Origin of the sequence: Pseudomonas sp. UM16, from assembly GCF_050312595.1 — a bacterium.
Classification (GTDB): Bacteria; Pseudomonadota; Gammaproteobacteria; order Pseudomonadales; family Pseudomonadaceae; genus Aquipseudomonas.
In genome coordinates this window covers 73,554-84,822 of sequence record NZ_JBNPJT010000016.1, presented here as the reverse complement: position 1 = coordinate 84,822, position 11,269 = coordinate 73,554, and the positions used below count along the sequence as shown (strand labels likewise).

At 56.9% G+C, this 11,269-nt stretch carries 13 protein-coding genes; 7 read left to right on the top strand and 6 right to left on the bottom strand.

Annotated features, from left to right (window positions below; all coding sequences use genetic code 11):
• Nucleotides 1-4: 4 nt before the first annotated feature.
• Entirely contained in the window at nucleotides 5-643 is a 639-nt protein-coding gene (gene nth / locus ACQRAX_RS19370) for an endonuclease III (protein WP_412041113.1), read from the top strand.
• A gap of 104 nt (nucleotides 644-747) precedes the next feature.
• On the top strand, nucleotides 748-927 hold the full coding sequence (locus ACQRAX_RS19365) for a PA3496 family putative envelope integrity protein (RefSeq protein ID WP_412041114.1): 180 nt from the start codon (nucleotides 748-750) through the stop codon (nucleotides 925-927).
• A gap of 95 nt (nucleotides 928-1,022) precedes the next feature.
• Here ACQRAX_RS19365 and ACQRAX_RS19360 read toward each other — a convergent pair whose 3' ends face one another.
• On the bottom strand, nucleotides 1,023-1,649 hold the full coding sequence (locus ACQRAX_RS19360) for a response regulator (RefSeq protein ID WP_412041115.1): 627 nt from the start codon (nucleotides 1,647-1,649) through the stop codon (nucleotides 1,023-1,025).
• Nucleotides 1,650-2,078: 429 nt separating this feature from the next.
• Between ACQRAX_RS19360 and ACQRAX_RS19355 the strand changes: the two genes are divergently transcribed.
• Nucleotides 2,079-2,639, top strand: a complete 561-nt coding sequence (locus ACQRAX_RS19355) for a hypothetical protein (protein ID WP_412041116.1) — start codon at nucleotides 2,079-2,081, stop codon at nucleotides 2,637-2,639.
• A 42-nt stretch (nucleotides 2,640-2,681) separates the two neighbouring features.
• Here the strand turns inward: ACQRAX_RS19355 and ACQRAX_RS19350 are convergent, their stop codons facing one another.
• Nucleotides 2,682-3,899: an argininosuccinate synthase gene (locus tag ACQRAX_RS19350; RefSeq protein ID WP_412041117.1), complete on the bottom strand. Its 1,218-nt coding sequence runs from the start codon at nucleotides 3,897-3,899 to the stop codon at nucleotides 2,682-2,684.
• Between the two features lie 129 nt (nucleotides 3,900-4,028).
• Entirely contained in the window at nucleotides 4,029-4,982 is a 954-nt protein-coding gene (locus ACQRAX_RS19345) for a flagellar protein MotY (RefSeq protein ID WP_412041118.1), read from the bottom strand.
• A 130-nt stretch (nucleotides 4,983-5,112) separates the two neighbouring features.
• On the opposite strand from ACQRAX_RS19345, the gene pyrC reads away from it, so the two are divergent.
• Both pyrC and rnt read left to right on the top strand, forming a co-directional pair.
• Nucleotides 5,113-6,159 (top strand): dihydroorotase, encoded by a 1,047-nt coding sequence (gene pyrC / locus ACQRAX_RS19340; RefSeq protein WP_412041119.1) that lies wholly within the window; start codon nucleotides 5,113-5,115, stop codon nucleotides 6,157-6,159.
• Nucleotides 6,156-6,824, top strand: a complete 669-nt coding sequence (rnt, locus tag ACQRAX_RS19335; RefSeq protein WP_412041120.1) for a ribonuclease T — start codon at nucleotides 6,156-6,158, stop codon at nucleotides 6,822-6,824. The genes pyrC and rnt overlap by 4 nt, the downstream gene beginning before the upstream one ends.
• A gap of 77 nt (nucleotides 6,825-6,901) precedes the next feature.
• Here rnt and ACQRAX_RS19330 read toward each other — a convergent pair whose 3' ends face one another.
• Entirely contained in the window at nucleotides 6,902-7,504 is a 603-nt protein-coding gene (locus ACQRAX_RS19330; RefSeq protein ID WP_010221038.1) for a peroxiredoxin, read from the bottom strand.
• A 234-nt stretch (nucleotides 7,505-7,738) separates the two neighbouring features.
• Here ACQRAX_RS19330 and ACQRAX_RS19325 point away from each other — a divergent pair, with 234 nt between their 5' ends.
• Nucleotides 7,739-7,957 (top strand): bacterioferritin-associated ferredoxin, encoded by a 219-nt coding sequence (locus ACQRAX_RS19325; protein WP_115085622.1) that lies wholly within the window; start codon nucleotides 7,739-7,741, stop codon nucleotides 7,955-7,957.
• Nucleotides 7,958-8,156: 199 nt separating this feature from the next.
• On the top strand, nucleotides 8,157-8,627 hold the full coding sequence (bfr, locus tag ACQRAX_RS19320) for a bacterioferritin (RefSeq protein ID WP_045185735.1): 471 nt from the start codon (nucleotides 8,157-8,159) through the stop codon (nucleotides 8,625-8,627).
• Between the two features lie 66 nt (nucleotides 8,628-8,693).
• Here the strand turns inward: bfr and grxD are convergent, their stop codons facing one another.
• On the bottom strand, nucleotides 8,694-9,026 hold the full coding sequence (grxD, locus tag ACQRAX_RS19315; protein ID WP_412041121.1) for a Grx4 family monothiol glutaredoxin: 333 nt from the start codon (nucleotides 9,024-9,026) through the stop codon (nucleotides 8,694-8,696).
• A 92-nt stretch (nucleotides 9,027-9,118) separates the two neighbouring features.
• Nucleotides 9,119-11,227 (bottom strand): molybdopterin-dependent oxidoreductase, encoded by a 2,109-nt coding sequence (locus ACQRAX_RS19310; RefSeq protein WP_412041122.1) that lies wholly within the window; start codon nucleotides 11,225-11,227, stop codon nucleotides 9,119-9,121.
• Nucleotides 11,228-11,269: the final 42 nt, after the last annotated feature.

Here is an 11,269-nt window from a genome sequence, read left to right as displayed (position 1 = left end):
CCCCATGAATGCTGCTAAACGCCAGGAAATATTTCGCAGGCTGCACGAAGACAACCCTGAGCCGAAGACCGAACTGGCTTACACTTCACCCTTCGAGTTGCTGATTGCGGTCATTCTTTCGGCCCAGGCCACTGACGTCAGCGTGAACAAAGCGACTGCCAAGCTGTACCCGGTCGCCAACACCCCCGAAGCCATCTATGCCCTGGGCGTTGATGGCCTGTCGCAGTACATCAAGACCATTGGCTTGTACAACAGCAAAGCACGCAATGTCATCGAAACCTGTCGCCTGCTGATCGAGCAACATGAAAGTCAGGTGCCGCAAACTCGCGAAGCCCTGGAGGCACTGCCCGGAGTCGGTCGCAAGACCGCCAACGTGGTCCTCAACACAGCTTTCCGGCAACTGACGATGGCGGTAGACACGCATATCTTCCGGGTCAGCAACCGTACTGGAATTGCCCCCGGCAAGACCGTGCTTGACGTTGAAAAGGCACTGATGAAGTTCGTCCCCAAGGCCTACCTGCTAGACGCCCATCACTGGTTGATCCTGCATGGGCGCTATGTATGCCAGGCTCGCAAACCCCGTTGCGGAAGTTGCCGGATTGAAGACCTGTGTGAATACAAGCAGAAAACCTCTGACGATTGAGGCGATAGAGAGAAATGCGTTTACTCGATTGAAAAAATCTTTTTTACCCGGTCAAAAATTCTCGCTATAAGGTGCGCCAATGGCCTCTTGGCTGGGAGTGACATATGAGCACCGTTAAAGAAGACCTGGACGTAGATGAAGAGTTCTCTCCTGTCGAGTCAGACGATGTGGAGCCCGCTGTTGAGACAGCGAAAACCAACCTGAGCAAACGCCGCACCATTGATAACCTGCTCGAGGAGCGTCGCTTGCAGAAGCAGTTGGCCGATTACGATTTCGACCTCTGACTTCTCGATATCGAATAGCCAGACAGCCTCAGGTTATGCAGTGCTGCCCACAACGAACAAAGCCTCCCGATGGAGGCTTTGTTGCTTCTGGATCTTCACACCAAGCCGTTACGCTGTGCCAGTTCGATAAGGTCAACCAACGAACGTGCGTTGAGCTTGAGTAACAAACGGGTCTTGTAGGTACTGACCGTCTTGTTGCTCAGAAACATGCCGTCGGCAATTTCCTTGTTGGTCTTGCCTCGCGCCAGTTGTTGCAGAACCATCATCTCCCGCCCCGACAAGCGCTCGACCATATCGGCCTCACTGACTCCGCCCAGATTGGCACGTACCGAGTGCAACGCCTGATTGGGAAAATAGCTGTAACCGGACAACACCGCCTTGATCGCACTGAGCAACTCGGTGAGGTCTTGCTGCTTACATACGTAACCCGCTGCACCTGCTTGCATACAACGCATCGAGAAATGTCCTGGCGCCTGCGAGGTCAGTACCAGCACCTTGCTACCCGGACAAGTGGCCGTGACCCTGGCAATGACCTCCAGGCCGTCGAGCTTGGGAATACCGATATCCAGAATGACAATATCCGGATCGTGCTCCCGTGCCAGTTGTAGCGCATCCACGCCATTATCCGTCTCCGCGATGACTTCATAACCATGCCGTTCCATCAGCATACGTACCGCCAAGCGAATGACCGGGTGATCATCCACGATCAGCACTTTATTCATGGGCAGATCCAATTGTTCGCTGTTCGATTTTTTTTGTGAGCCCGCACAATAGCCTAGTCAAACGACATATTGTATTGCAGTGCCCGCGAGCAAATGCATACAAAGATAAAACCTACACGCACCAGGGATAAATCCTACAAAATACTTTCACCTAACACGCCAGTACTCACATCAGCACCTCTGAACACGATAGAGGTAACCTCGACAATCAACATAACACTAGAGCAACGGGACAACCCAGCCAAACAACGCTGCAATACTTGAAGGAAAAATCCTATAGTTTCGTTTAATAGGCATCGAAACTTACAAACCCAGATACAAATTGAAAGGCAATTATTTCTTTGCACAGAAACCTCACCCACTGCCAAGCAAGCTTATCAGCACGGTTAATTAGCCCTGAATTGGGTTACATGAGGCGAGGACACGGTCATGAGCAAAGTAGAGCCGAAGAGCCCTTTGACAATCATTGCGATATTCGCCGGCATCATCGAGGCCTCGGCGCTGGCATCGCTGCCTTTTCTTAGCGAAGACAGTCAGACCACCTACACATGGTTCCTGGTAGGCTTCCCTTTTTTTCTGACCGTACTGTTCTTTCTCACACTTAACTTCAACTACAAATCTTTGTACTCACCTGCAGAGACCGAATCCCTCCCCCTGGTTGCTGCCGATACTTCACTACCGCCATCCCAGTTACTGCCTGCCTCGACCGAGGAAATCACACAGGTTTCCGAAGAAATACGCGTTTGTAACAAAACTAGCGACACTCCAGCGGGAGTTCGCAATGCACCGGTACAAGCACTTGGCAATCCTTCGCAGAATAGCCAGGCAACTGTCTCCATTACCTTGAGTGGTGCCAGCGCCGGTAAATTGCAGGAGCACTTTGCCCTGCAAGCACTGAACCAGCCCTCGCCGTTATGCCACACCTGGATACTGAACAACTTGGAAACGGGCACCCAGACCACCCTGTCGACAAAACCGCTAGACAAATAAAAAACCCCAGACTCAGCCGGGGTTTTCTTATTCAAGGCTCGGTCAGATCAGCGAGCGACCCTTGTTTGCGGCAATACGCATGCGCAACGCATTGAGCTTGATGAAGCCTGCAGCGTCCGCCTGGTTGTAGGCGCCACCATCTTCCTCGAAGGTCGCAATGTTGGCGTCGAACAGCGAATCATCCGACTTGCGGCCAGTGACGATGACGTTGCCCTTGTACAGCTTCAGGCGAACCACGCCGTTCACATTAACCTGAGATGCGTCGATCATCTGCTGCAGCATCAGACGCTCCGGGCTCCACCAGTAGCCGGTGTAGATCAGGCTGGCGTATTTGACCATCAGCTCGTCTTTGAGGTGAGCGACTTCACGGTCCAGGGTGATCGATTCGATTGCCCGGTGGGCGCGCAGCATGATGGTGCCACCAGGGGTTTCGTAGCAGCCGCGGGACTTCATGCCGACATAGCGGTTCTCGACGATGTCCAGACGGCCAATGCCGTTTTCACCGCCAATGCGGTTAAGGGTAGCCAGGACGGTGGCCGGCGTCATTTCTACGCCGTCCAGGGCGACGATGTCACCGTTGCGGTAGGTCAGTTCCAGATAAGTTGGAACGTCCGGCGCGGTTTCCGGCGACTTGGTCCACTTCCACATCTCTTCTTCGTGTTCGGTCCAGGTATCCTCCAGCACACCGCCTTCATAGGAGATGTGCAGCAGGTTGGCGTCCATCGAATAAGGTGACTTCTTCTTGCCGTGACGCTCGATCGGGATGCCGTGCTTCTCGGCATAGTCCATGAGCTTTTCGCGCGACAGCAAGTCCCATTCACGCCACGGAGCGATGACTTTGACACCTGGCTTGAGCGCATAGGCGCCCAGCTCGAAACGTACCTGGTCGTTACCCTTGCCGGTAGCACCGTGGGAAATGGCGTCGGCACCAGTTTCATTGGCGATTTCGATCAGACGCTTGGCGATCAGCGGACGAGCGATGGAAGTACCCAGCAGGTACTCACCTTCGTAAACGGTGTTGGCGCGGAACATCGGGAAGACGAAGTCGCGCACGAATTCTTCGCGCAGGTCGTCGATGTAGATTTCTTTCACGCCCATGGCCTGAGCCTTGGCGCGGGCCGGTTCGACCTCTTCGCCCTGCCCCAGGTCGGCAGTGAACGTCACTACTTCACAGTTGTAGGTATCCTGCAGCCACTTGAGAATCACCGAAGTATCAAGGCCGCCGGAATACGCCAGTACGACCTTTTTTACGTCCGCCATGCCATCACTCCACGGGGTTTTACGGAAAGCCGTTGATTCTACCGGCCTTGCTGGAAAAATTACAGTGGGGCGACAGCTTGTGACGACAAAGCGACAGGAACTGTCGAGGGCGCGACGGACGGTCGCAGCTCAGGACTTGATCGGCGCTTGACTATTATCCACTTGCGCAGCAGCCGCTGGTGCTGGTTCTGGCGTTTTCTCTGGCTCTTTCTGCGCCTGGGTTTGCACTGGCGTCACCCGATCAAGCTCAATATTCACCCGCCGATTGCGCGCGCGGTTAGCCGCCGAGTTGTTGGCGGCCAACGGATAGCGCTCGCCGTGAAAACGCACCGTGATTTGATCTTCGGCAACGCCGTGCACTTTGAGGTATTCCATTACTGCCAGCGCGCGGCGGCGGGACAGATCACGGTTGGTCAGACGATTGCCACTGTTGTCGGAGTGTCCATTGAGCTCAATGTGGTTGACCGTCGGATCAGCCTTGAGAAACGCCACAATCACGTCCAGACGTGCTTTGGCATCGGCATCCAGATCGATACCGCCACCGGGAAACCCGACCCGCGTCTGGCGGACCTGGTCATAGTTCATCGGCAGCAGCTTGGCAGCGCACAGCTGATAGTCGCTGTAGGCCTTGCTGAATTTCACCGGCAGCAGGCGCACTTCCATCGCCCGCCCGGCCTCACCGGCACGGTTGCGTACGACGGTGCTACGACCGTCAAGCAGCCCGTTGATCAGGCGACTGGCCTGACCTTGGGAGCTGGTAAACAGTACGCCGTTTCGGCTCATACGTACCGCTCCCAGGTTGATATCGCCACGCCCTGGCTGCCAGGGCGCAGCGGCGGCGAGCAGCATCGCTGAGCCACTGCCCAGCGCATTGCTGCTAGAGCGCAATTGAAAGGTCGCCTGTTCACCGGCACGACGCACGAACTCACCGCTGCCAAAATCGGCAACCGGCTGGACCAGTCGACATTCGAACTGATCACCTTCGACCTTCCACTCAATATTCTCCAGACGGGTCTGGAAGGTAAGTGCTGTCGCCGGGAAGCAGACAAACACACTGAGCAGGGCTAGATAACGCTGGCGCACGGGCGGCTCCACAGATTTTCACGGTATACCCGCAGGCTATCGGTCAGCGTCGGCAAAACTTGATAGCGAGTGCTCGGGCCCGGCTTTTCCGGTAGCATTCACCTTGAGTTCGACCCGCCTGGAATCCCCAATGTCCGACCGCCTGACCCTCCTGCGTCCCGATGACTGGCACATCCATCTTCGCGATGGCGCCGTCCTGCCCCACACTGTTGGCGACGTTGCGCGCACCTTTGCTCGTGCAATCATCATGCCCAACCTGGTACCGCCCGTGCGTAATGCCGCCGAGGCTGGCGCCTATCGCGAGCGCATCCTGGCCGCACGCCCGGTTGGCAGCCGCTTTGAACCGTTGATGGTGCTGTACCTCACCGACCGTACCCAGCCCGAGGAAATCCGCGTGGCCAAGGCCAGCGGTTTCGTGCATGCCGCCAAGCTGTACCCGGCCGGAGCGACAACCAACTCCGATTCCGGCGTCACCAGCGTCGACAAAATCTTCCCGGTACTCGAAGCCATGGCCGAGGTCGGCATGCCGCTGCTGGTCCACGGTGAAGTGACCCGCAGCGAAATCGACGTGTTCGACCGCGAGAAGCTGTTCATCGATGAGCACCTGCGCCGTGTCGTCGAGCGCTTCCCGACCTTGAAGGTAGTGTTCGAACACATCACCACCAGCGACGCCGTGCAGTTCGTCAACGAGGCCCCGGCCAACGTAGGCGCGACCATCACCGCCCAGCACCTGTTGTATAACCGCAACCACATGCTGGTGGGGGGTATTCGCCCACACTTCTATTGCCTGCCAATCCTCAAGCGCAACACCCACCAGGTGGCGCTGCTGGACGCCGCCACCGGCGGCAGCAGCAAATTCTTCCTCGGTACCGACTCTGCACCGCACGCCCAGCACGCCAAAGAAGCCGCGTGTGGCTGCGCCGGGTGCTACACCGCTTACGCTGCCATCGAGATGTACGCCGAAGCGTTCGAACAGCGCAATGCCCTGGACAAGCTCGAAGGCTTCGCCAGTATTCACGGCCCGGCCTTCTATGGCCTGCCACGCAACACCGAAACCATTACCCTGGTTCGCGAAAGCTGGACCGCCCCAAATAGCTTGCCGTTTGGCGAGCAAACCGTTATCCCGCTGCGCGCCAGTGAGCAACTGCGCTGGCGCCTGCTGGAGGAAACTGCGTGAGTGAAGATCTGTACGACGACCAGGACGGTCAAAGCGGCGGCCCGCGCCATCCAATGGCCGAGCGTTTCCGCGGTTATTTGCCCGTTGTCGTGGACGTAGAAACCGGCGGTTTCAACAGCGCCACCGACGCGCTGCTGGAAATTGCCGCAGTGACCATCGGCATGGACGAAAAAGGTTTTCTGTTCCCGGAACACACCTACTTCTTCCGCGTCGAGCCGTTCGAAGGCGCCAACATTGAACAGGCGGCCCTGGAATTCACCGGTATCAAGCTGGACCACCCTCTGCGCATGGCGGTCAGTGAAGAATCGGCACTGACCGATATCTTCCGTGGCGTGCGTAAGGCATTGAAGGCCAATGGCTGCAAGCGAGCAATCCTGGTTGGGCACAACAGCAGCTTCGACCTGGGCTTCGTCAACGCCGCCGTGGCGCGCAACGACATGAAACGCAACCCGTTTCATCCGTTCTCCAGTTTCGACACTGCAACCCTGGCCGGGCTTGCCTACGGCCAGACCGTGCTGGCCCGAGCCTGCCAGAGCGCCGACATCGACTTCGACGGTCGTGAAGCCCACTCGGCCCGCTACGACACCGAGAAGACCGCTGAGTTGTTCTGCGGCATCGTCAACCGCTGGAAGGAAATGGGCGGCTGGCAGGATTTCAACGACTGAAGCCGAGCCATCGCACCAGCATTCTTGCAGGTACAAAAAAACCGGCCATCTAGGCCGGTTTTTTTTATCGCTGGCGATTACAGCTTGCCAGCGTTCTCGCTCAGGTAAGCAGCAACGCCTTCAGGCGAAGCAGTCATGCCCTTGTCGCCTTTTTTCCAGTTGGCAGGGCAGACTTCGCCGTGCTCTTCGTGGAATTGCAGGGCGTCGACCAGACGCAGCAGTTCGTCCATGTTACGGCCCAGTGGCAGGTCGTTGACGATCTGCGAACGAACAACACCTTTGTCGTCGATCAGGAATGCGCCACGGAAAGCAACGCCGCCTTCGGATTCAACGTCGTAGGCCTTGGCGATGTCGTGCTTCATGTCAGCAGCCATGATGTACTGAACCTGACCGATGCCGCCGGCATTGATCGGGGTGTTGCGCCAGGCGTTGTGAGTGAAGTGCGAGTCGATCGACACGGCGATCACTTCAACGTTGCGTGCCTTGAATTCGGCCATGCGGTGATCCAGAGCGATCAGCTCGGACGGGCAGACGAAGGTGAAGTCCAGTGGGTAGAAGAACACCAGGCCGTACTTGCCTTTGATGGCCGAAGCCAGGTTGAAGCTGTCGACGATTTCGCCGTTGCCCAGAACAGCTGGAACGGTGAAGTCCGGGGCATTTTTGCCAACGAGTACGCTCATGCGATATCTCCTGATGGGGTGGAATCATCTGCACAGGCCAGCAGGCGCTGGCCCGGCATCAAAATGGCCGACCATCATACACCGCCCGGCGCCATGCGCCGAGTTTCAGTCCGATTGCGCGACAATCTGCCATTGGTCGCTCTAACCCGCGACGTGAAAGAAAGTGCTTTGACAAGCATTCTCATTAACATTAAGCTTCGTTGCATTGAGCCTTTACCAGCGGTGGCCTGCCCTATGTATGTGTGTCTTTGTGTTGGTGTAACCGACGGACAGATCCGCGATGCGATCTATGAAGGATGCTGCAGCTACAAGGAAGTCAGAACCGCCACCAACGTGGCGAGCCAGTGTGGCAAATGTGCCTGCCTGGCCAAGCAAGTGGTGCGCGAAACCCTGACCGAACTGCAGGTCAGCCAGGCCGCCCTGCCCTACCCTGTAGAATTTACTGCCGCGTAAAAACCGCCTATTCAAAGAACCGGACCTCGTGTCCGGTTTTTTTATGCCTGTAATTCAATAAGTTAGGGTTAAAACGCGGAACACAAACATTCTTATTCCGATTAATTTTCACTTATTATTCAATAACTTAGGTTTGACAGTCGAACTTGCGAGGCTCAAACTCTTTCCTATAGGCACACTTATAGGGCAGGACCCCATCATGAAAGGCGACGTTAGCGTCATCCAGCATCTCAACAAGATCCTCGGAAACGAGCTGGTCGCAATCAACCAATACTTCCTGCACGCGCGCATGTATGAAGACTGGGGTCTGGATAAGCTCGGCAAGCACGAGTACAAAGAGTCCATCGATGAAATGAAACACGCTGACAAACTGATCAAGCGTATTTTGTTTCTTGAAGGCATTCCCAACGTCCAGGACCTGGGCAAGCTGCTGATTGGTGAACACACCAAGGAAATGCTCGAATGCGATTTGAAGATCGAGCAGAAAGGCTTGGTCGATCTCAAGGCCGCTATCGCTCACTGTGAAACGGTTGGCGACTTTGGTAGCCGTGAGATGCTCGAAGATATCCTCGAATCCGAGGAAGAGCACATTGACTGGTTGGAAACCCAGCTGAGCCTGATCGACAAGGTCGGCCTGGAAAACTACCTGCAGTCGCAAATGGGCGAATAACCTGCCCCCCTTGCGCTGCCAACAAAAAGCCCCGCAATGCGGGGCTTTTTGTTGACTAAAGCGTTATCAGGCTTTGTCAGCAGCCTTGGCTGCAGCTTCCTTGATCAGCGTCTGCAGTTCGCCGTTGGCGAACATCTCAGCCATGATGTCGGAACCACCAACCAGCTCACCGCCAACCCACAGTTGTGGGAAGGTCGGCCAGTTGGCGTATTTTGGCAGGTTGGCACGGATTTCCGGATTCTGCAGGATATCCACGTAAGCGAATTTTTCGCCACAACCCATCACGGCTTGCGCCGCCTTGGCCGAAAAACCGCACTGCGGGGCATTCGGCGAGCCTTTCATGTAAAGCAGAATGGTGTTGTTAGCAATCTGCTCTTTGATTGTTTCAATGATATCCATGAAGCACCTCGCGGCTGAACTTTCCGACCTGGTTGTCGGCACGGTGACGCATTGTATCGGAAAGCCAAGCGTGACGCTCGGCCTTGCCGATATCAGGCCGCAACCACCTGCACTGGCACGCCATTGAGTGCGGCATTGCCCGAAACCGCATCAAGTTGGCGCTCATCTGTCAGGTCATTGGCGCTGGCGCCCGGCTGATTGCTGGCAATCGCCATGCGCACACCGGCACGGGCATGACCGAAGCCGTGGGGCAGGCTGACCACGCCAGGCATCATGTCACGGCAGGATTGCACTTCAACCTCAATGCTGGCGACCCGCGAACTGACTTTCACCCGTTGCCCATCCTGCAGTTGCCGATCTGCCAGATCATCCGGGTGCATGAACAGTTGGTGGCGTGGCCTGCCCTTCACCAGGCGGTGATAGTTGTGCATCCATGAGTTGTTACTGCGCACATGGCGACGACCGATCAACAGCAGTTGCCCTGGCTCAGGAGGATGCTGGCTGGCAAATCGCTGCAAATCGTTGAGGATCTCCACCGGTGCTGCCTGGATGTGCTGGTTGGCGGTCTTCAGGCGCGCTGCAAGGTTGGGCTGCAACGGCCCCAGGTCAATACCGTGCGGGTGCTGAGCGAGTGTGGATATCGACAGGTTGAAGGGCGAGCTCTCTCCATAACGTCCCTGACGCAAGCCGATGTCGATCATCTGCGCCGGGGGCATGGTCGGCTTCAAGGGTTTGTCGCTGAGTGCCGCGAAAGCCTTGGCCAGGCCAACAAAGATTTCCCAGTCGTGCAATGCACCTTCCGGCTTGGGCAGGATCGCCCGGTTGAAGCGACTGACATTGCGTACGGCAAACAGGTTGAAGGTGGTGTCGTAGTGATCGTTCTCCAGCGCCGAGGTGGACGGCAGGATCAGGTCCGCGTAACGCGTGGTTTCATTGATGTAGAGGTCAATGCTGAGCATGAACTCAAGCCCGTCCAAGGCTCGTTCCAGTTGTCGCCCGTTGGGCGTCGACAGCACCGGGTTGCCCGCCACCGTCACCAGCGCGCGCACCTGCCCCTCCCCTTCACACAGCATCTCTTCGGCGAGTGCCGCCACGGGCAGTTCACCGCCGTATTCCGGAAGACCGGAGACCCGACTCTGCCAGGCATTGAAATGCCCGCCTGCGGTACTGGCCACCAGATCCACCGCAGGCTGTGTGCACAGTGCGCCGCCGACCCGGTCGAGATTGCCGCTGACCAGGTTGATCAGTTGTACCAGCCAATGGCATAAGGTGCCGAAGGTCTGAGTCGAAACCCCCATACGTCCGTAACACACCGCCTTGTCGGCAGCGGCAAAATCGCGTGCCAGTTGGCGAATGACCAACGCCTCAATGCCACACAGGGGTGTCATCGCTTCAGCAGTAAATGGGGCAAGCGCAACACGCACCTGATCCAGACCCTCGACCAGCAATGCTGACGCCCGCTGCAAACCTTCGCTGAACAAGGTATTGAGCACGCCACACAGCAACGCCGCATCCCCGCCAGGACGCACGAACACATGCTGGTCAGCCATGACTGCGGTTTCACTGCGCCGTGGATCGACCACTACCACTTTGCCACCGCGGGCCTGGATCGCCTTGAGGCGCTTCTCGACATCCGGCACGGTCATGATGCTGCCGTTGGAAGCGAGCGGGTTGGCGCCCAGGATCAGCATGAAATCGGTGTGGTCAATGTCCGGTATTGGCAGCAGCAGGCCATGGCCATACATCAGGTAGCTGGTCAGGTGTTGGGGTAACTGGTCGACCGAGGTGGCGGAAAAACGATTGCGGGTTTTGAGCAGGCCAAGGAAGTAGTTGCTGTGGGTCATCAAGCCATAGTTGTGCACGCTGGGATTGCCTTGATACACCGCCACAGCATTCTGCCCATGGGCCTGCTGGATGGCCCAAAGCTTCTGCGCCGCCAGCTCGAAGGCTTCGTCCCAACCGATCGCCTGCCAACCGTCGCCTACGCGTTTGTGCGGCGCACGCAAGCGATCAGGGTCATTCTGGATGTCTTGCAGGGCCACAGCCTTGGGGCAAATATGGCCACGACTGAAGCTGTCCTGAGGGTCACCTTTGATCGAACTGATCTGCGGCGCAGCATCCGGCACCTCGGTGATTTCAATATTCAAGCCACAGATGGCTTCGCACAGGTGACAGGCACGGTGATGCAGGGTCTTGTTCATGGCCACCTCTTTCGGGGGTCTGCTGTTGAACCTGACTATGAA